This is a genomic window from Mesorhizobium sp. WSM3864 (assembly GCF_002294955.1).
In the GTDB taxonomy this organism is placed as follows: Bacteria; Pseudomonadota; Alphaproteobacteria; order Rhizobiales; family Rhizobiaceae; genus Mesorhizobium.
The window spans coordinates 756,186-776,881 of sequence record NZ_NSGD01000002.1 but is presented as its reverse complement, the minus strand read 5'-3'; the positions used below and the strand labels follow the sequence as shown (position 1 = coordinate 776,881).

General features: G+C 65.2%; 15 protein-coding genes and 1 pseudogene. 13 read left to right on the top strand and 3 right to left on the bottom strand.

The window, feature by feature from the left end; all coding sequences use genetic code 11:
• The 6 genes and pseudogenes from CK215_RS31255 to urtE form a co-directional block, all read left to right on the top strand.
• A pseudogene (locus tag CK215_RS31255) lies at window positions 1-225 on the top strand (hypothetical protein); the annotation flags it as partial.
• A gap of 1,168 nt (window positions 226-1,393) precedes the next feature.
• Window positions 1,394-2,671, top strand: a complete 1,278-nt coding sequence (urtA, locus tag CK215_RS07845; RefSeq protein ID WP_245418634.1) for an urea ABC transporter substrate-binding protein — start codon at window positions 1,394-1,396, stop codon at window positions 2,669-2,671.
• Between the two features lie 115 nt (window positions 2,672-2,786).
• Window positions 2,787-4,403: an urea ABC transporter permease subunit UrtB gene (gene urtB, locus CK215_RS07840; RefSeq protein ID WP_095830571.1), complete on the top strand. Its 1,617-nt coding sequence runs from the start codon at window positions 2,787-2,789 to the stop codon at window positions 4,401-4,403.
• Window positions 4,400-5,623 (top strand): urea ABC transporter permease subunit UrtC, encoded by a 1,224-nt coding sequence (gene urtC, locus CK215_RS07835; RefSeq protein ID WP_095830570.1) that lies wholly within the window; start codon window positions 4,400-4,402, stop codon window positions 5,621-5,623. Before urtB ends, urtC begins: the two co-directional genes overlap by 4 nt.
• Window positions 5,624-5,629: 6 nt before the next feature.
• Entirely contained in the window at window positions 5,630-6,376 is a 747-nt protein-coding gene (gene urtD / locus CK215_RS07830; protein ID WP_066989203.1) for an urea ABC transporter ATP-binding protein UrtD, read from the top strand.
• 70 nt (window positions 6,377-6,446) lie between these two features.
• Window positions 6,447-7,142 (top strand): urea ABC transporter ATP-binding subunit UrtE, encoded by a 696-nt coding sequence (gene urtE / locus CK215_RS07825; protein ID WP_095826952.1) that lies wholly within the window; start codon window positions 6,447-6,449, stop codon window positions 7,140-7,142.
• A 358-nt stretch (window positions 7,143-7,500) separates the two neighbouring features.
• On the opposite strand, the gene CK215_RS07820 is transcribed toward urtE, so the two are convergent.
• Window positions 7,501-8,619, bottom strand: a complete 1,119-nt coding sequence (locus CK215_RS07820; RefSeq protein ID WP_095830569.1) for an FAD-binding oxidoreductase — start codon at window positions 8,617-8,619, stop codon at window positions 7,501-7,503.
• Between the two features lie 109 nt (window positions 8,620-8,728).
• Here CK215_RS07820 and CK215_RS07815 point away from each other — a divergent pair, with 109 nt between their 5' ends.
• The 5 genes from CK215_RS07815 (at window position 8,729) to CK215_RS07795 (ending at window position 15,453) form a co-directional block, all read left to right on the top strand.
• Window positions 8,729-9,634 carry a LysR family transcriptional regulator gene (locus tag CK215_RS07815; RefSeq protein ID WP_066989197.1) on the top strand — a complete coding sequence of 302 codons (906 nt, stop codon included), beginning with the start codon at window positions 8,729-8,731 and terminating at the stop codon, window positions 9,632-9,634.
• 87 nt (window positions 9,635-9,721) lie between these two features.
• Complete coding sequence (locus tag CK215_RS07810; RefSeq protein ID WP_095830568.1) at window positions 9,722-11,800, top strand: hydantoinase/oxoprolinase family protein; 2,079 nt, start codon at window positions 9,722-9,724, stop codon at window positions 11,798-11,800.
• 4 nt (window positions 11,801-11,804) lie between these two features.
• Complete coding sequence (locus tag CK215_RS07805) at window positions 11,805-13,790, top strand: hydantoinase B/oxoprolinase family protein (protein ID WP_095830567.1); 1,986 nt, start codon at window positions 11,805-11,807, stop codon at window positions 13,788-13,790.
• Window positions 13,787-14,089 (top strand): (2Fe-2S)-binding protein, encoded by a 303-nt coding sequence (locus CK215_RS07800; protein WP_095830566.1) that lies wholly within the window; start codon window positions 13,787-13,789, stop codon window positions 14,087-14,089. Before CK215_RS07805 ends, CK215_RS07800 begins: the two co-directional genes overlap by 4 nt.
• A complete protein-coding gene (locus CK215_RS07795) occupies window positions 14,086-15,453 on the top strand; it encodes an FAD/NAD(P)-binding oxidoreductase (protein WP_095781877.1) in 1,368 nt (455 codons plus the stop codon). Before CK215_RS07800 ends, CK215_RS07795 begins: the two co-directional genes overlap by 4 nt.
• Window positions 15,454-15,506: 53 nt before the next feature.
• Here the strand turns inward: CK215_RS07795 and CK215_RS07790 are convergent, their stop codons facing one another.
• Window positions 15,507-16,832: an FAD-binding oxidoreductase gene (locus CK215_RS07790; RefSeq protein WP_095830565.1), complete on the bottom strand. Its 1,326-nt coding sequence runs from the start codon at window positions 16,830-16,832 to the stop codon at window positions 15,507-15,509.
• Window positions 16,833-17,057: 225 nt separating this feature from the next.
• On the opposite strand from CK215_RS07790, the gene CK215_RS07785 reads away from it, so the two are divergent.
• Complete coding sequence (locus CK215_RS07785) at window positions 17,058-17,534, top strand: Lrp/AsnC family transcriptional regulator (protein ID WP_066989429.1); 477 nt, start codon at window positions 17,058-17,060, stop codon at window positions 17,532-17,534.
• 50 nt (window positions 17,535-17,584) lie between these two features.
• Here the strand turns inward: CK215_RS07785 and CK215_RS07780 are convergent, their stop codons facing one another.
• Complete coding sequence (locus CK215_RS07780) at window positions 17,585-18,526, bottom strand: LysR family transcriptional regulator (RefSeq protein WP_095830564.1); 942 nt, start codon at window positions 18,524-18,526, stop codon at window positions 17,585-17,587.
• A 72-nt stretch (window positions 18,527-18,598) separates the two neighbouring features.
• Here CK215_RS07780 and CK215_RS07775 point away from each other — a divergent pair, with 72 nt between their 5' ends.
• The gene (locus tag CK215_RS07775) at window positions 18,599-20,674 is read left to right on the top strand and encodes an NADH:flavin oxidoreductase (protein ID WP_095830563.1); all 2,076 of its coding nucleotides are present in this window, start codon (window positions 18,599-18,601) and stop codon (window positions 20,672-20,674) included.
• The last annotated feature ends 22 nt before the right edge of the window (window positions 20,675-20,696 follow it).

Genomic DNA, 20,696 nt, shown 5'->3' with positions numbered 1-20,696 from the left:
GCCGAGCCGGAACAGGCGGCCAAGCCTGAGAAACCGAAGGCCAAGAAGCAGCCCGCCGCCGAGCAGCAGGCCGAGCCGGAACAGGCTGCCAAGCCTGAGAAACGGAAGGCCAAGAAGCAGCCCGCCGCCGAGCAGCAGCAGGCCGAGCCCGAGCAGGCGGCCAAGCCCAAGCCACGGGGCCAGAAAAACAAGGCGTGCGATCCGCAGACTGACGCGAACTGCTAGGCGGCCGTGAAGGAAAGTCGATTGCACAGCCGCCGGAGTTGCCCGGGGCGAGTCAGCGACACTCGTCTTTGCAGTCCGAGTCCCTGCGATTCTCCCCGATGTTCCTCGGCTCCGATAGCGTCGGATCCTTGGCGGCGGATGGGCCCAGTGCCGGGACGTTGTTCTGGACCGTCATGACCAATGTTCGGCGGCCGGCGCGCGCATGTCGGTGGGCGGGCCACTGAACGCAGCAAGGGCGAAGCAGTCGTGGCGCTCGAGGAGAAATTCACGCGCTATCGCCAACACGCTGACGGCTGGTCTGCGCTGCCGAAGCGAAGGGCATGTGAAATCGGGCAGGGCGATGTTGGAACCATTGCCATTTGCCACAGAAGCCGGGCTAGGCCGCGCGTGAGCCTTCGCAGGTACTGGGGTGCAGAAAACGCGTCAGGGGGGCCTATTTCGTTCACCTGTCGCGCGCCTGTCGAGCGGCGGCACTCGACAAAAGCCGCCGGTGAACAACTCCTGGGACCTTCGCCCCTTGTCGAAGTTCGGTCGCTGGGCGGCGCTGTTGCGTCGGGATGGCATATCGGCCCCATTGGAAAGGGCTGACTGATCAGAGGAGACCCGACAAAAGAGCCCGTCCCTTACCGTTGAAACGATGTCGGGGACGGATGCGGTATTGCCTACGCGAGGACCGCCTCAGCTAAAGAAGCCGCTGAATGGGTGACCGGCCGCCACGTACAGGACCGGCGAGTCGAGACCCAATGGGTTCGCGTCACCGACGACACCAATCGAGCGGTCTACAAATTTGCTCCAGATAGGAAAAGCCCGCCGCCGAGAGGGACCGGGCCCCTCACTTCTTAGCCGCCCGCGGCGCAAAGATTTCAATTCCCAACATCTCTCGCCGTGCGACTACGGGGGCCGGCAGAAGGCAAACGGCGATGTAAAAACACGCAATAGAAAGTTGCGATGAAAATAGAGGCAGAAGCCCAAAATTTGACAACGCGTTGAAGCGGAAGCGGCCGTTGAAAACTTGAGTTGAAATTATAACCAACTGTAACTGATCGATTTTTTGCCCGGCACTTTGGACTGTCAGGTTTGGCACGTCGCTTGCACCGCAATGTTGCAATGCAAAACAACCAGCTTGGGAGTGTGCAATATGAGGGGAAGTTTCTCGACAATAACAAAAATGTTCTCGGCTGGCGTTCTCGCGGCCAGCCTGCTGACGGCGCCCGCCAGGGCGGCCGACGACACGATCAAGGTCGGCATCCTGCATTCGCTGTCGGGGACGATGGCGATCTCGGAGACGACGCTGAAGGACGTCATGCTGATGCTGATCGAAGAGCAGAACGCCAAGGGCGGCCTGCTCGGCAAGAAGCTCGAGGCCGTGGTGGTCGATCCGGCGTCCAACTGGCCGCTGTTTGCCGAAAAGGCGCGCGAGCTGATCTCCAAGGACAAGGTCGCGGCGGTGTTCGGCTGCTGGACTTCGGTCTCGCGCAAATCGGTGCTGCCGGTGTTCTCGGAGCTCGACAACATCCTGTTCTATCCGGTCCAGTATGAGGGCGAGGAGAGCGAGCGCAACGTCTTCTACACCGGTGCTGCCCCGAACCAGCAGGCCATTCCGGCCGTCGACTACCTGATGAGCGCCGATGGCGGCTCGGTGAAGCGCTGGGTGCTCGAAGGCACCGACTATGTCTATCCGCGCACGACCAACAAGATCCTCGAAGCCTACCTCAAGTCGAAGGGCGTGCCGGCCGAGGATATCATGGTCAACTACACGCCGTTCGGCTTCTCCGACTGGCAGACCGAGGTCTCGGCGATCAAGAAGTTCGGCTCGGCCGGCAAGAAGACCGCCGTCGTGTCGACGGTCAACGGCGACGCCAACGTGCCGTTCTACAAGGAACTGGGCAACCAGGGCATCAAGGCCGAGGACATTCCAGTCATGGCCTTCTCAGTCGGCGAGGAAGAACTGGCCGGTCTCGACACCGGACCGCTGGTCGGCCACCTCGCCGCCTGGAACTATTTCGAGAGCGTCGACACGCCCGAGAATAAGAAGTTCATCGACGACTGGCACAAGTTCATAAAGAACGACAAGCGCACGACCAACGACCCGATGGAAGCCCACTATATCGGCTTCAACATGTGGGTGAAGGCAGTCGAGAAGGCCGGCACTACCGATCCGGACAAGGTCATCGACGCCATGGTCGGCGTCTCGGTGCCGAACCTGACCGGCGGCTATTCGACGATGATGCCGAACCATCATATCACGAAGCCGGTGCTCATCGGCGAGATCCAGGCCGACGGCCAGTTCGAGACCGTCTCGCAAACGCCCGGCCTTGTGATGGGCGACGAATGGTCCGACTACCTGCCCGATTCCAAGAACCTGATCTCCGATTGGCGCGCGCCGCTCAGTTGCGGCAACTTCAACGTCGCCACCGGCAAGTGCGGCGGCAAGGGCACCAACTGATCCTCCCAGGTCTGTCGGGTCGCCGCGTGGCCCCGCGATCCGAGACCGCGGCCCGGGCGGGTCTTCGCGTCCCGCCCGGGCAGAAACCTCAAACGTTCGAGATCCGCTGAAGCTGATGATCCTGTTGCGCGCGATTGGCTTGACGCTGCTGCTGACGATGGCAAGCCTGCTGCCGTCGAAGGCAGGCGAGGCCGATCTTCGCGCGGCAATAGCCAAGTTCGCTACAGCGACTAATTTCTCGGCCACGGAAGCCATCGTGCGCGAGCTCGCGACCAGCGGCGATCCGGCCGTCGAAAGGCCGCTGTCGGCGCTCGCCGACGGCAACCTCTATATTCGCAAAGCCGATTCGCAGGTCTTCATCGGCAAGGACGCGGCGAGCGGTGTCGAACTGCTCGATCCTTTCAGCGGCGACAAGTCCGCCGATGCCGCCAAGGCCGATCTCACCAAGATCAAGGTCAACAACGGTCTTCGCCGCGCCATACGCGACGCGCTGGGGACGCTGACGCTGCGCGCCAAGGACGCGAGCGTGCGCCTTGCCGCCGCCGCGACCATGTTCAAGACGCCCGACGCGGCGAATATCGAACCGCTCGATGCCGCGATCGCTGCTGAGACCGACCCAGCCGTCAAGACGATGTTCGTGCAGGCGCGCGCGGCGTCGGTTCTGGTTTCCGACAAGCCGGAAGCCGACAAGCTCGCCGCCATCTCGGCCATCGCGGCGCGCGGCGATCGCGATGCGCTTTCCCTGCTGACCTCCGTTGAGGCTGGCGCGCAGGGAGCGGTCAAGAACTTGGCAACCGCCGCGATCGGCCATATCAATTCGACGCTGGCATTGTGGGATGCCGGCCAGAACATCTGGTACGGCATATCACTCGGATCGGTGCTGCTGCTCGGCGCTATCGGTCTCGCCATCACCTTTGGCGTCATGGGCGTCATCAACATGGCGCATGGCGAGATGGTGATGCTCGGCGCCTACACCACCTTCGTCGTCCAGCAGGTGATCCGCACGTCGTTTCCGAGCCTCTTCGACTGGTCGCTGGTCATCGCGCTGCCGCTCGCCTTCCTGGTCTCGGCGCTGGTCGGCCTCGTCATCGAGCGCGGCGTCATCCGCTTCCTCTACGGCCGGCCGCTGGAGACGCTTCTTGCCACATGGGGCGTCTCGCTGATCCTGCAGCAGGCGGTGCGCACCGTCTTCGGCCCGACGAACCAGGAGGTCGGCAATCCGTCCTGGATGTCGGGATCGTTCGACATCGGTCAATTGGCCATCACCTGGAACCGGCTGTGGATACTGGTGTTCGCGCTGCTGGTGTTCGGTGTGCTGCTCTACGTCATGAAGCGAACGCCCTGGGGCCTGCAGATGCGTGCCGTCACCGCCAATCGGCGCATGGCCGCATCCATGGGCATCAGGACGCCTTGGGTCGACGCGCTGACTTTCGCGCTCGGCTCCGGTATCGCCGGGATCGCCGGCGTGGCGCTCAGCCAGATCGACAACGTCTCGCCCAATCTCGGCCGCGGCTACATTATCGACAGTTTCATGGTCGTGGTCTTCGGTGGCGTCGGCAATCTCTGGGGCACGCTGGTCGGCGCCTTCTCGCTCGGCATCGTCAACAAGTTCCTCGAGCCGTACGCCGGCGCGGTGCTTGGCAAGATCGTCGTGCTGGTACTGATCATCCTGTTCATCCAGAAGCGGCCGCGCGGCCTGTTCGCGCTGAAGGGCAGGGCGGTGGAAGCATGATCACGCAGCGCTTCTTCGGCGCCGACCGGCGCATCGCGATCGCCATCCTCGTCCTGCTGGCGGCGGCCGCCATCGTGCCGCTGCTAAACCTCGCGGTGTCGCCTCAAAGCGCTTTCTACATTCCGCCTTACATCGTCTCTTTGGTCGGGAAATATCTCTGCTACGCGCTGCTGGCGCTCGCGCTCGATCTGGTCTGGGGCTATTGCGGCATCCTTTCGCTCGGCCACGGCGCCTTCTTCGGGCTCGGCGGCTATGCGATGGGCATGTATCTGATGCGTCAGATCGGCTCGCGCGGCGTCTATGGCAATCCCATCCTGCCGGACTTCATGGTGTTCCTGAACTACAAGGAACTGCCCTGGTTCTGGCACGGCTTCGACCATTTCTGGTTCGCCGTGCTGATGGTGCTGGCCGTGCCGGGCCTGCTTGCCTTCGTATTCGGCTGGTTCGCCTTCCGCAGCCGCGTCACCGGCGTCTATCTCTCGATCATCACCCAGGCGATGACCTATGCGCTGCTGCTTGCCTTCTTCCGCAACGACATGGGTTTCGGAGGCAATAACGGCCTGACCGATTTCAAGGACATCCTCGGCTTCAACATCCAGGCCGACGCGACGCGCGCGGCGCTGTTTTCAGCAAGCGCCGTGACGCTGGCGTTCGCCGTCTTTGTCACCGCGGCGATCGTGCGCTCCAAATACGGCAAGCTGCTGATGGCGGTGCGCGACGCCGAAAGCCGCACCCGCTTCCTCGGCTGGCGGGCCGAGAATGTAAAACTCTTCGCCTTCAGCGTCTCGGCCGTCATGGCCGGCATCGCCGGCGCGCTCTACGTGCCGCAGGTCGGCATCATTAATCCCGGCGAGTTCGAGCCCGCCAATTCGATCGAAGTGGTGATCTGGACCGCCGTCGGCGGGCGCGGCACCATCGTCGGCCCGATTATCGGCGCGCTCCTGGTCAATGCCGGCAAATCCTGGTTCACCGGCGTGCTGCCTGAATTCTGGCTATTCGCGCTTGGCGGGTTGTTCGTCGCCGTAACGCTGTTCCTGCCCAAGGGCGTGGTCGGCATGTGGGATAGCTGGCGCGGCAAGGCCAGGGCGCTGCGCGCGGCCTCGCTCGCCGCGAAAGCCGGCATCGACCCGCCGGAAGCGCAGCCGAAGATCGAGCGCTCGGCGGCGAGAACGCCGGGCGCGTGGTCGGCCAACGGCCCCGAACCGCAGCCGGCGGAGTAAGCGACCATGAGCAAGTCGAACACCATCCTCTATCTGGACGGCGTCTCGGTCTCCTTCGACGGCTTTCGCGCCATCAACAACCTGTCGCTGGTGCTCGACAAGGGCGAGATGCGCGCCATCATCGGACCCAACGGCGCCGGCAAGACGACGATGATGGATATTGTCACCGGCAAGACGCGGCCGGACGAGGGCGAGGTATTCTTCGACGGTCAGGTCGATCTCACCCGGCATGACGAAGCCGAGATCGCCATGATGGGCATCGGCCGCAAGTTCCAGAAGCCGACCGTCTTCGAGAGCCACAGCGTCGAGGACAATCTGATGCTGGCGCTGAAGGGGCCGCGCTCGATCTTCCCGGCGTTGTTCCATCGCCGCTCGGCGGCCGAGACGTGGCGCATCGACGACATACTCGGCATCATCCGCCTCGGCGACAAGCGCGACGAGATCGCCGCCAATTTGAGCCACGGCCAGAAGCAGTGGCTGGAGATCGGCATGCTGCTGGCACAAGACCCGAAGCTGCTTCTCGTCGACGAACCGGTCGCGGGCATGACCGACGCCGAGACCGAGGAGACCGCGCGCCTGCTCAAGGACATCGCTCGCGACCATTCGGTGGTCGTCGTCGAGCACGACATGCACTTTGTGCGCGAGCTCGGCGTCAAGGTCACCTGCCTGCATGAGGGCTCGGTGCTGTCCGAAGGCACGCTCGATTTCGTTTCGGCCGACGAGCGCGTCGTTGAAGTCTATCTGGGGCGGTGAGCATGGTCTGGCGGGTTCCGTTCCACCGGTTCGATGTTGCGTTCCTGAAGCGCTGGAGAAGGGCCTGACCATGCTCGAAGTCTCCAATGCCACGCTGCATTACGGCGCCGCCCAGGCGCTGCGCGGCGTCTCTCTGAAAGCCGGCGCCGGCAAGATCACCTGCGTGCTCGGCCGCAATGGCGTCGGCAAGACCAGCTTGATGAGATCGATCGTCGGCCATCACCGGCTGACGAGCGGAAGCGTTGCCTTCGAGGGGAAGGCGCTCGACCGGAGCGCGGCGTATGACCGCGCCCGGTCGGGCATCGCATTCGTGCCGCAGGGCAGGGAGATCTTTCCGCTGCTGACGGTGCGTGAGAATCTGGAATCGGGCTTCGCGCCGCTGAGGCGCGCCGACCGCAACATCCCGGCCCATGTATTCGAGCTGTTTCCGGTGCTGAAGCAGATGCTGGGGCGCCGCGGCGGCGATCTCTCCGGCGGCCAGCAGCAGCAACTCGCCATCGGCAGGGCGCTGGTCATGCGGCCCAAGCTGCTCGTGCTCGACGAGCCGACCGAGGGCATCCAGCCCTCGATCATCAAGGACATCGGCCGTGCCATCCGCTACCTGCGCGACCAGGCCGGCATTGCGGTGCTTTTGGTCGAGCAATATCTCGATTTCTGCCGCGAGCTTGCCGACGAGGTCAACATCATGGACCGCGGCCGGATCGTGCATACCGGCCCTGCCGAGGATCTGGACAGGCCCGATGTACGCAAGCTCCTTACTGTCTAGGTTCAGTCGTCATCCTTTGGCCGAAGCGCCGCAAACAATGTCGTTTCGATGGAAAGTCCGTAGAAGCGCGCCATGTTCTGCGCGGCATCCTGCGTTCGACATTAAGCCGATAGGGCTGAGCAAAGCATGAAATAAGTATCGCCGATCGGGGAATGCTCGTACAACGACACTTATAAATCGCTTGTCGCGCAGCGCCCACGCGCTCCAATCCGCGGCCGCCGTTGGCTGGGGACGAACTTCAGTCTGAGCCATCCGAAAGCGACCTTCTGCTCACCCAACACGCCGTCATTCGAACAGATGGAAGCTCCCTTCTTGCGCGTCAAAGGACGCCTGGCGTCCAGGTGATCGACTCGCCTCGTCAGGCTCCGTGATTGAAGCGATCTATCTTAAAATCGTCGAGGGGCGTTTCGCAGTCACCAGTCGTGATAAGCTCGGCCATGGCGTCGCCGACACCCGGACCGAGCTGGAAGCCGTGCCCGCTGAAGCCGAAGGCGTGGAACAGGCCCGGCGTTGTCGCCGAGCGTCCCATGACCGGCAGCATGTCGCGGACATAGCCTTCGCAGCCGGACCAGGTGCGGATGACCGCGACCTGGGCGATCGCCGGCAACAGCCGCGCGACGGCCCGCAATTGCGTCGGCAGGCGCATGGGGTCGGCGGTCGCATGGCCCGGATCGAGGTCGACCGGCACCCTTTCGGCGGCGCCGCCGAAGACGATGTTGCCGCGCTCGACCTGACGCAGATAGGCGCCATAGTCCTTGTCGCGCGTCCAGATGCCGACCACCGGCAGGATCCGGTGCGGCAGTGGCTCGGTCACGCCCATTTGCGGGCCGCGGGCATCGAGCGGGACCTCTTCGCCGAACAGCGCAGCGACGCGCGCGCCCCAGGCGCCGGCGGTGTTGAGCAGGCATTCTGCGGCGAAAGCGCCTTTTGAACTGGCGACAAGGAAACCGGAGTCGGTCCGCTCGATCTTTTCGACCCGAGCTTCGTCGATGATTTTCGCGCCCAGCTTGCGGGCGGCCTCGGCGAAGGCCGGCGCGATCAGCCGCGGATTGCCGCTGCCGTCATGCGGAGAGAACGACGCCGCGATCGCGTCGGGGCCGAGGCCGGGAAAACGCGCGCGGATCTCGCGCGGGCTGAGCTGCTCCAGCTCGAGTCCCCAGGGACGCGCCGCCTCGGCATAGCTGCGCATGTCGGCGAGACCGCCTTCATCGAAGATCAGCCGCACGTGACCGGTGGCGCGGAATTCCACATCGCGCCCCAGCATTTTTTCGGCCTCGCCCCACAGCCGGAGCGAGCGGTGGGCCAGCGGAAGCTGCGACAGATGACGCCCCGTGCGCCGGATGTTGCCGAAGGAGGCGACGGTTGCTCCACCGCCGATCCGGTTGCGCTCGATCAGCCTCACGCGGGCGCCGCGCCTGGCCAGGAAATAGGCGCAAGCCGTCCCCATCAGGCCGCCGCCCAGCACGATCACATCCATTGTCGTTCCTTAGCGCAGAGGGCTGATCCTGATCCATCTTGTCGGCGCCGCGGCAATGCGTCAAAGATGGCTTTGGATAAAAGCCATAAGTTCTACCTATGGAGTAGGAATGCGGGCCCGGCAGCTCGAAGTGTTCATCGCCGTCATGCGCGCCGGCACCGTGACCGCCGCGGCGCGAATGCTGAACATCTCCCAGCCCGCGCTCAGCCAGATATTGCTCCACACTGAGGACGAGCTCGGCTTCACGCTGTTCGAGCGGGTCAAGGGCAGGCTGCGGCCGACCCCTGAGGCGCTCGAGATCTTTCCCGATGCCGAGAGGCTGTCGGCGGGGCTCGACGGCCTGCGCCGCAAGACCACCGATCTGCGTCTCGGTCGGACCGGACTGGTGCGGGTCGCCGCCTCGCCGCCGCCGGCCATGGCGATATTGCCGCGCGCCTTCACCGCATTTCGGGCCCAGCATCCCGACATGCTGCTGCGTTCCCATAGCGCGCCGATCGCCGCGATTGTAGACATGCTGCGCGCCGGCGATGCCAGCCTCGGCGTGGCCATGGATGACCGCCTGCCTCCCGATATCGAGGCCGAGGTGATCGGCAGCGTCGGCTTCGCCTGCCTGCTGCCGCGCGGACACGCGCTGCAGAAGAAGCCCGAGCTGACGCTCGCTGATCTCGTGGGGCAGGAACTGATATCCTATCGCGGCAACACGCGTCCCGCCGACGAGCTGGCCCACGCGGCCCGCGCGCAAGGCGTGGCGCTTTCGCCGTCGCTGGAGATCGACATTTCGATCTCTGCGGTCGGCTTCGTCCAGGCCGGCCTGGGCGTCGCTCTCGTCGACGCGCTGCTGCCGTGGCGCCAGTTTTCCGGCCTCGCTGTCAGGCCGCTGGCGGGCGGCCCGGAATTCCCGATTGCGCTGCTCGCGTCGCGCGCACGAGCCCTTTCGAGGGCCGACGAAACGATGCGCGATGACATCCGTGCGGCCTGCTCCGCCGTTCTCGGCGAGCATAGCGTCAAGGTATAAGTAGGACTTATATTCTTGCCCATCATCCATCTTGGACCGTGATTGTCCGCTCGTGCGAGTTTCCGAGCAGAGAGAAAGGGACGCATCATGGATGGAGCCATTGCGGCGGATGAGGCACGCAAGGAGGCCGACTGGAAGGTCGGCGTCGATATCGGCGGGACATTCATCGATTTTTGCGCGCTCGAAGCAAAATCCGGACGCGTCGCTTCGCTGAAGGTGCTGACGACGCCGGAAGATCCGGGCGCCGAGCTGATGACGGGGCTCACCTTGCTGGCCGAACGCGAGGGCTTCGACCCGACCCATATGACGCGCTTCGTGCATGGCACGACCGTCGGTATCAACACGATCATCCAGCGCAAGGGCGCGCCGCTGGCGCTGTTCACCAATGCCGGCTTCGAGGACGTGATCGAGCTCGCGCGGCTTCGCATGCCGGACATGTATTCGCTGTTCTGCGCGCGGCCGGATCCGCTGATCTCGCGCGACATGGTCTTCGGCATTCCGGCCCGCATGCGCGCCGATGGCAATGAATCCCAGGCGCCCGACACGGCGGCGGTGGAGAGCGCGGTCGCGGCCGCGAAATCGAACGGGGCGCAGGGGATCATCGTGTCTTTCCTTCATTCCTGGCGCAACGCCGCGCAGGAAACCTCGGTAAAGGCGGCGATCGCGCGCCTGGCGCCCGACCTCTTCGTCTTCACCTCCGCCGAGGTGTGGCCGGTCATCCGCGAATACGAGCGCAGCTCGACCGCCATTCTCAATGGCTATGTCCATCCGCGCGTCTCCGGCTATCTGACCGCGCTGGAAGAGCGGCTGAAGCATCGCGGCGTGCCGGCCCGGCCGATGCTGACGAAGTCGAACGGCGGGCTGATGAACGCCGCCGAAGGCAAGCGCGCCTGCGTGAACATGCTGCTGTCGGGAACGGCCTCGGGCGTCATCGGCGCCTCGTGGCTGGCGCGTCAGGCCGGCGAGGATAAGGTTCTCACCCTCGACATCGGCGGAACCTCGGCCGATTTCGCGCTCATCATAAACGGCGAGCCGCAGTTCGGCACCGGCGAGCTGATCGGCGAATTTCCACTCCATATCCCTTCCGTGTCGGTGAGCTCGATCGGTGTCGGCGGCGGCTCGATCGCCAGCGTCGACGCGCAAGGAGTGCTGCGGGTCGGGCCGGAATCGGCCGGTTCGACGCCGGGACCTGCATGCTACGGCCGTGGCGGCGAGCGGGCGACGGTGACCGACGCCATGGTGGTGTGCGGATGGCTCGGCCATAGCGAGATGGCCTATGGCCAGCTCAGCATCGAGACCCAACTGGCGCATCGCGCGGTCGGCGAACTTGCGATGCGGCTCGGCCGCCCGGTCGAGCAGACCGCGCAGGCGATCCTCGACATCGCGGTGTCGGAAATGTTCGTCGAGGTCGAGAAGCTCGCCTCGCGCGCCGGCGTCGATCTGCGCGATTTCACCCTGATGCCATTCGGCGGCGGCGGCCCGATGCTCGGCGCCTTCCTGGCCCGCGAGCTCGGCATCAAGCGCGTCATGGCGCCCCGCCGCCCCGGCGTGGTATCGGCGCTGGGTGGGCTGGTGGCTGATCTGCGCGGGGACTTCATCCGCACCATCTTCAGCCCGCTATCCGGCGCGTCGCTTCCCGGAATCCGCGAGGCCTTCGAGGCGCTGGCGCAGGAGGGCCGCGACTGGCTTGCGGCGCAGGGGCACGATGCGGCCGCGCAACTCACACTCTCCTGCGACATGCGCTACTTCGGCCAGAGCTATGAGATCGAGGTCGTCCTTTCGCCCCAATGGCTGGCGGACGGCGATGCGGCCGCGATCGAGCAGGCATTCCACCGTACCCATGAGCAGCTCTACGACTTCCACGATCCGGACGGCGCGATCGAGCTCGTGAATGTTCGGCTGTCCGCGATAGGCGCAGGTCCGGCGCTCTCCTTCCCCGAGACCGAGGAGATCGACGTCCCGACCGCTCCGGCGCGCCGGGTGCCGGTCTACACCGGTCTGACCGTCGAGACCATCGACCTCCATGACCGGCAGACCCTGGTGCCGGGCAGCGCGTTCCGCGGACCCGCTGTGGTGGTCCAGGAAGATACCACCTTCGCTCTCCCCGCCGGAACGCAGGCGCGGGTCGATCGCCACCTCAATCTCGTTCTGACTTTCGCGGAGTGACGCCTTGTTCGACCGCACAAATCTTCAGGTTCTGGCTAACCATGCCCGCGCGGCGGCCGAGAACATGGCCCACACGCTGCACCGCACCGCGCACTCCGCCTTCGTGAAAGAGACGCAGGATTTTACGGTGATGCTGATGGACCGCTCGGGGGCGACTTTCGCCGTCCCGATGGAGCTCGGCGCCACCTGGTATCCGGGGCTTTCCTATCACCGTGCGATCGCCATGGTGGACGACTATCGGCCGGGAGACGTCGCCTTCACCAACGATCCCTATTCCGGCCACGTCGCCACGCACGCACCCGACACGCATTTGTGGAAGCCGGTCTTCGTCGACGGCGAGATCGTCGCCTGGACGGGAGGGCACATCCACAACACCGACATGGGCGGGGCTGTGCCGGCTTCGCTCAGCCGCGCGCTCACCGAAATCCATCAGGAAGGCGTCCGCTTTCCGCCGATGAAGCTGGTGAGGGAAGGCGTCTTCGACGAGACGATCCTCAGGATCATGAGCACCAATGTGCGCAAGCCGGACCTCAACATCGGCGACATCAAGGCGCTGGTCGGTGCACTCAACACCGGCGAGCGCAAGATCCAGGCGATGGTGAAGAAGTTCGGCAAGGCCGGCTTCCTCGAAGGCGTTGCCGCTCTTCTCGACCATGCCGAGGCGCAGGCGCGGGACGTGCTGCGCGCCATGCCCGACGGCACCTGGCAATTCGCCGACTATGCCGATGAGGATTCGGTCGAGGCCAATCCCTGCCGGCTGAAGCTGACGCTGACGATCAAAGGCGATGAGGCCGTGCTCGACTTCACCGGCTCCGATCCGCAGCTCGGCTCCTCGCTCAACGTGCCTTCGGGCGGCGACCCGCGCCACACGATGCTGCTGGTCGGCGTCTATTACGTGCTCTACACGCTCAACCCGAAAATCTTGCTCAACACCGGCCTCACACGGCCGTTCACCTGCATCACTCCGCAAGGTTCGGTGCTGAACCCCGTCCATCCCGCCGCCGTCGGCATGCGATCGCTCACCTGCGCCCGGCTGCGCTCGGTCATCTTCGGGGCCTTTTCGCAAGTGCTGCCGGAGCGCTTGCCGGCGGCGCCGGCCGGCAACAACTGCATCGTCAACGTCATGACCATCGATGAGCGCACCAGCCGGAGCGTCATCGCGGCGGTCAACCCCGTGGTGGGCGGCGGCGGCGCGATGCCGCGTCGCGATGGCACCAATGGATCGGGCGCCGATGCCGCGTATCTCAAGAACACGCCGATCGAGATCACCGAGACCGAGACGCCGGTCGAATTCGTGAAATATGGGCTCGCCCAGGACAGCGGCGGTGCGGGCCGCTGGCGCGGCGGGCTGGCGACCGAGATGGCTTTTCGTGTCTTTGCCCCCGACTCCCGGATTACGGCGCGCAATCGCGACCGCAGCTTCTTCCGTCCCTGGGGCGTGCTGGGCGGCAAGGCGGCCGGCTTGTCGGACATGGTCGTCAATCCGGGCACCGACCGCGAGCGGCGGCTGGGCAACGTCGACACGGCGGTGCTGCAGCCGGGCGACGTGCTCGAGATCCGCTCCGCCGGCGGCGGCGGACGCGGCGACCCGTTTCAGCGCGAGCCCTGGCGGGTCGCTGAGGATGTGCGGCGCGGCTATCTCTCGCCGGCCGCAGCCGAAAGCGACTACGGGGTCGTTATCCGCGGCGGCGAAGTCGACGAGCACGCGACGGAGCGGCTGCGCGCGAGGCACAAGCCGTCCGGGGGCCATTTCCATTTCGGGCCGGAGCGCGACAGCTACGAAGCGCAGTGGACGCCGGCCGCCTATGACCGGCTCCACGCTCTGCTGGACGCCTTGCCGATCCACTGGCGGTTCTTCGCCAAGACGGAGATTTTTCGCCGCATGAAAGGTCGCTCCGGGCCGGAGGGCGTCCAAGCGGCCTTCGAGGCGGTCTGCGAACGCTTTCCCGAACTGCCTCGTCAGGGGCCGGTACGAGAGGCGGCGGAATGATGACCGCCGGCCGCATTGTCCGGCTGGCCGAGCGCGATCGCGAGGAGGTGCAATTCCTTCTCGACGGTGAGATGCGCAACGCGCTGGACGGCGACACCGTGGCGACGGCAATGCTGGCTTCAGGACATGCGCTGCGGAGTTCCGAGTTCAGTCCCGAGCCGCGCGCGGGGTTCTGTCTGATGGGAGCCTGCCAGGACTGCTGGGTGTGGCAAGACGAGGGACCCCGCCTGCGTGCGTGCACAACTCTTGTCGTCGAAGGCATGCGGCTGCGAACGACGCCCCCTGAGAACTGGCCGTGAGCGAGCCGTCATCGCCGCGCATCGTGATCGTAGGTGCGGGCCCCGCCGGCATAAGGGCCGCGGCGACACTGGTCGAGGCCGGGCTCCATCCGGTGGTGATCGATGAAGGGCACCGCGCGGGTGGGCAGATCTATCGCCGCCCGCCCGCCGGGTTCGTCCGAACTCCGCAGCAGCTGTACGGCTCTGAGGCGGACAAGGCGCTCGCACTGCATTTGCTCTTCGACCGGATGGCCGATGAAGGGCGGCTCACTTATTGCGCGCGCAGCTCCGTCATCGCCGTGCATGAGGGGCGGCTGCATGTGCTGGGGGAGGGCGGCGCGGAGGTCGTCTTCTACGACCGCCTGATCCTCGCCACCGGCGCTTCAGACCGCGTCGCCCCGATCCCTGGCTGGCAGAACGCCGGCGTCTTCAGCCTTGGCGCGGCGCAGATCGCGCTCAAGGCGCAGGGCGTCGCGCTCGGACGGCGCATCGTGCTGATCGGGTCGGGCCCTTTGCTGACGCTGGTCGGCACGCAACTCCTCAAGGCCGGAGCGGATGTGGCGGCGGTGCTCGACACCTCCTCCTGGCGCCAGCAGATGCGCGGGTTCTGGGGACTTGCCGCCCGACCAATCGTGGCGTTGCCTGGGCTAACCCTGCGGGCGCGGCTTGGTCGCCGCTACCACGCTGGCGTGACGCCTGAGCGAATCGATGCCGACGGACAGGGTGTCACCGGGATGCGCTGGCGCGACGCCGGCGGCCGGGAGCGCGTCACCCCATGCGACATGATCGGGATCGGCTGGCACCTGCGGGCGGAGACGCATCTGACTGACCTTGCGGGCTGCGCCTTCACCTATGACGAGCTGTGGCGGCAATGGCTGCCGAAGGCCGACGAGATGGGGCGAGCCCGCAATGGCATCTACCTGGCCGGTGATGGGGCCCGTCTCCTAGGGGCGGACGGCGCGGAGATCGCAGGACGCGTTGCTGCGGCGGCGTGCCTTGCCGACCTTGGACGCCCGGTGCCCTCCGTCGGCGCCGACCTGCGCAGGCTCGCACGGCTCGAGCGCTTTGCCCGTGGTCTGGCCCAGGCCTTTCCTTGGCCGGGCGCGATGGTGAGGGCGCTTCCCGACGATACGATCGTCTGCCGCTGCGAGAACGTCACTGCCGGGGCCGTGCGCGAGGGCACGACTCTCGGCGGCGGCGAGGCCAACAGGGTGAAATCGCTCTCGCGCGTCGGCATGGGGCGCTGCCAGGGGCGCTATTGCCAGTTGGCAGCCGTCGAACTCGTCGCAGCGCAAGCCGGCTGTAGGCCAGAGGATGTCGGCCGGTTTCGCGGGCAGGCCCCCGTCCGGCCGGCCCCGAGCGGCGCCTTTCTTCGAGAAGGCTGATGCAGTTCCGGAGGGTTCACCTGCCAAGCAATGTCGGAATGTCGAGTTTGAAACTAGAAGTCGGCGACCTTGCCCCACGCCGAAGTATCGAAACGCCGCGGATCGTAGGATTTCGGATCGACGATCGGCTCCAACCCGGTGACAAGATCGGCGACGAGGTGCCCGGCACCGGGTCCGATGCCGAAGCCATGACCCGAAAATCCGGCAGCCAGGAAGAAGCCTGGAACGGCGTGGATCTCGCCGATGGCGGGCACGCCGTCCGGCGTGCTGTCGATGTAGCCCGCCCAGGCCGCGCTGATCCTGGTCTGCCTGAGGGCCGGCAGCAGCTCGAGCGCGCGGGCGTGGGTCAGGCGGATGGTCGCCTGATCCGGCACCGGATCGAGGATGCGCATCCGCTCCATAGGCGTCGGCCGGTCGAGCCGCCAGCGTTGAAGCGTTTCGTGGCCTGAGCGCACCCCCTGCAACCCGCCGGGCGCGAGGCTGCGCCAGCGCTTCAGGAACATGGGGACGAACTGCGAAGCGAAGCGCAGCTGCTGCGGCGTCACGTCGACGCGTCCGCGGCCGCTTATGGCGAGCGTGTAGCCGCCGTCACCGCGCCGCGTCGCCGAGATCTTTGCCGTGTGCAGCGCATCCGGCAGGCCCTCCGACCCGGGCGAGACCGACAGGATGGAGGAGCGGATCGAGGCCTGCGGGAAGCGGAAGCCGAACTGACGGCAAAAGGAGGACGCCCAGGCGCCACCGGCCAAAACCGCCGCCTTCGTGCGGATCGTACCGCTTTCCGTGACCACGCCGCACAGGCGACCGCCCTCGGTCTCGATACCGCGCGCGGCGCAATTCTGATGCACCGTGCCGCCAAGCTGGAGGATGGCGTGGGCGACCGCTGGCGCGGCTTGCGACGGATCGGCGGTGCCGTCGGTCGGCGAGAACACGCCGCCTTTCCAGGTCCGGCCGGTGGCGCGGCCCCGCTCGCTGGCCTCGGCGCTGTCGAGCATGTGCGTGGTGACGCCCGCCGTTCTGGCGAAGTCACGCCAGCGCGCCCAGCCAGCCAGCTCCGCCTCGTCATTGCTGAGATAGAGCAGGCCGCAGCGGCGAAAGCCGGTGTCCTGGCCGCTTTCGGCCGCAAAGCGCTCCCAGAGATCGAGGCTGCGCGTCGCCATCGGCAGCTCGCGGGCGTCGCGGTTCTGTTGGCGGCACCATCCCCAGTTCCTGCTGGACTGCTCGGCGCCGATGCGTCCTTTTTCGACAAGCGCGACCTTCAAGCCGCGCCTAGCCAGGTAGTAGGCCGCGAAGACGCCGACAATGCCGCCGCCGATCACCACCGCATCCGCGGATTGCGGCAGTTCGTCGGATGTCTCGATCTGTTGCAGCGGCGCGCGCATGGTCCTCTCTCTGCCTTTGAGGCTCGAATCTAGCGCGTTGCGCAGGCAGCCGCTGCCGCAGTTATGCTTCAGGCAGAATTTTATTCCGTAGGGCGCAATGAAATCGAGAGTCCCTGCGTGTCAGAGCAGGGTCCATCGGATGGACAGGCCTGCGGGCTATGGTAGTGTCACGGCTAGAGAAGTGGCGGCATTTTGTGCTGTGGCTTGCGTTCTTCGGAGATGGACGTGAAACTGGATCGGATCGACATCAAGATTCTGCATGAATTGCAGAAGAACGGCCGCATCACCAATGTGGAGCTGGCCGAACTGGTGCACCTGTCGCCGAGCCCGTGCCTGATGCGAGTCAAGAAGCTCCAGTCGGAAGGCTATATCGAAGGCTATTCCGCGCAGGTGAACATCGGCAAGCTCGGCCAGACACTGACCGTGTTCACCGAAATCACCCTGAAGAACCACCGCCAGGTGGACTTCGCCCGCTTTCTCGCCGTCGTCGAGAAGATCGATCAGGTCATCGAATGCCACCTCGTGTCGGGCGGTTACGACTATCTGATGAAATTCGTGACCGCCGGGATTGGCGAGTACCAGACGATCATGGAGCGGCTGACCGATATGGATATCGGCATCGACAAGTATTTCAGCTTCGTGGTGCTGAAGTCGCCGATCGTCAAATCGCACATGCCGCTGCCCAGCCTGTTTCCGATGTAGTCAGCGGGTAGGCTGTGCCGGGCGCTGCAGTCTGTCTGCTGCGGTCCGGGCTACAGGACGCCGGGCTGCAATAGTGGGTGCAACGCTTTCAACTCGGCTTGCATCTCGGCGATCATCCAGGCGCGGATATCGCAGACGATCGGCCGCACCGGCCGTGAGCGAGGTGCAATCAATTCATGGATCCGTCCGGTGTTGATCTGCCTGTCCGAGGCCGGAACGAGCGTTGCCTGAAGCAGTGCCCTTGAGACATTGCTGAGCCAGCCGAGCGCCACGCCTTCTCCGTTCATCGCGGCCTGAAGCACGACTGCGTAGTCCGAGAATTCGAGCCACTTTGCCCTGCTGGTCTTGCGGCGGGCTACGCTGCCCCAGGCATCCAGCCACTGCTCCTTGGCGTCGATGAGATGAAGCAGGATATGACCTTCGCCGTCCGAGTCATGGTTCAAGCGGCCGTGGTGCGACAGATAGGATGGGCTGCACACCGGAACGATGATTTCCGGCGAGAAGGCCCAGCGGTGATAGTGGGTGTCGTCGTCGGCCAGGATTCTGGTGGCAAGGTCGACATTCTCGGCGGGTCCTCGCAGAACGCCGGCGATGAGTTCGAACCTCAGGTCCACGTCGGGAAATCGCGTGTTGAACGCCGTTAACCTCGGAACGAACCAGTGCGTAGCGAGAGAGCTCGAGAGCGAAAGGGTAACCACCGGCTTTGCGGCACTGTTCCGCTTGATCGTGCCGATCGCCTCCTCGATGCCGTCAAATCCTTGCCGTACAGCCGAATAGAGGGCGCGCCCCTCCGAGGTCGGGGACAATCCTGTTGGACCGCGCGTGAACAGAGCCACGCCGAGATCGGCCTCCAACTGAGCGATGCCGCGGCTGATCGACGGTTGCGTGACGTTGAACTCGCGCGCCGCGGCGGTGAAACTTCCTGAACGGAGAGCGGCCTCGAAAACGAGGAGTCCGCGTGCGGACGGGACGAGTTTAGCGAAACCGGCCATACGCCAAGCGTATAGCCGCCCCAACAATTTTCAAGCTTTCTGCAGTCCTGCAAATCACGAACTATAACCCTCATGAATGGTTCGGAGCAGCATGTGCCGGCAGCGGCATTCCAAGCGGGGAGCACATCCGGCGATCCACTGCTTCAGCCGTTTCGGCTCAAGGGTCTGACGCTGCGCAATCGCGTCGTCAGCACCAGCCATGCCTCGATGCTGGACGAGGGCGGCCTGCCGCTCGAGCGCTATCAGCGCTATCATGAAGAGAAAGCGCGCGGCGGCCTGGCGATGACCATGGTCGGCGGCTCGGCGATGACGTCGCCCGATTCGAGCTGGGGCGGCGGTCAGCTGGATCTTTCCAGCGATCGCATCATCCCTCATCTCCAATCGCTGTCGCAGCGAATTCATCGCCACGGCGCGACGGTCATGTGTCAGGCCTCGCATCTCGGCCGGCGCGCTACTGCCTATGCCGGTCACTGGCTGCCGCCAGTTGCGCCGTCACGCGTCCGCGAGACGCGAAACCGGAATTTCCCCAAGGAAATGGACGCCGCGGATATCGACAGGATCGTCAAGGACTACGCCAGTGCCGCCAGGCGCTGCGTTGACGGCGGTCTGGACGGCGTCGAGACCGTCACCGGCGGCCATCTGATTGGCCAATTCCTGTCGCGCAGAACCAACAGGCGCACGGACGCTTTCGGCGGCTCGCTGGAAAACCGCGCGCGCTTCGGGCTGATGGTTCACGAAGCGATCCGCCGCGCGGTGGGCGACGACTTCGCCGTCGGCATCCGCTTCGTGATCGACGAGGCGGTCGACGACGGATCGGATTTCGAGGAATGCCTTGCCTTCGCCCGGCTGTTCGAGCGCGAAGGCCATGTCGATTTCTTCAACTGCATCTTCGGCCGCATGGACACCGACTTGTCGCTGGCCGAGCAGAATATGCCCGGCATGTTTATCAGGAGCGCGCCGTTTCTGCCGTTGGTTGGGCAGTTCAAACGGGAAACCAGGCTGCCGGTCATCCATGCCGCCGCCATCAGGGACGTAGCCACGGCGCGGCACGCGATCCGCGCAAATCTTGTCGATCTGGTCGGCATGACGCGAGCGCATATTGCCGACCCGCATATCGTCAACAAGGTGATGCGGGGCGAAGAAGACCGCATCCGCCCGTGCGTCGGCGCGTCCTACTGCCTGTACAAGAAGGTCCATTGCATTCACAACCCCGCCAGCGGCCATGAAACGACCGTCAGCCACATCATTGACCGGACCGAAACGCCGAAACGAGTGGTCGTCGTCGGCGGTGGTCCGGGGGGGATGGAGGCGGCCCGGGTCGCTTCCGAGCGCGGGCACAGCGTGACCTTGCTGGAAGCCGGGGCCCGGCTCGGCGGGCAGGTGCTCGTTGCGGCCTCGGCGTCCGACCGCAAGGATCTGATCAGTATAGTCGACTGGCGCATCGACGAACTCGCGCGCCTTGGCGTGGATGTCCGTTTCAACACCTATGCGGACGCAGATGGAGTGCTTGCCGAGAAACCGGATGCCGTTATCGTCGCCACAGGCGGCATCCCCGACATGGAGTGGCTGGAGGGCGCCGAACATTGCGACAGCGTCTGGGATATCTTGACCGGAGTCGTGCCCGCGAAGGCCGATGTGCTCATCTACGATGAGACCGGGCGTCAGGCCGCCATATCCTGTGCCCTGCATCTTGCCCGCCTGGGACATGCGGTCAGCGTGGCCATGGCGGACGACACCCTGGCGATCGAGACACCCTATCCGGACCGGGTCAGTTTCCGCAAACTCGCGTCCGAACTCGGCATCCGGGTCGTCGGCGATCTGCGGCTCATCAAGGCAGCGCGCCACGGCAACGGCATCGCCGCCCGGTTCCGGCATGAGCTCACCGGTGCAGAAACGGAAATGACCGCGGCCCAACTCATTGTCGAGCGCGGCACGGCACCTGTGGAAGATACCTACCAGGAATTGCGTGCCCGCTCCGCCAATAAGGGCGTGACCGACATCGCGCTCATGACGGGAGTGGCGACAAAGGGGGTGCAAGGGCTCCAAGCTCCAGGATCCTTCGTCCTGCACCGCATTGGAGACGCGGTCGCCAGCAGGGACATCTACTCGTCAATCTATGAGGCCTACCGGCTCTGCTCGCAACTGTAGTCCGGCGAATCCCCTCCGGTCA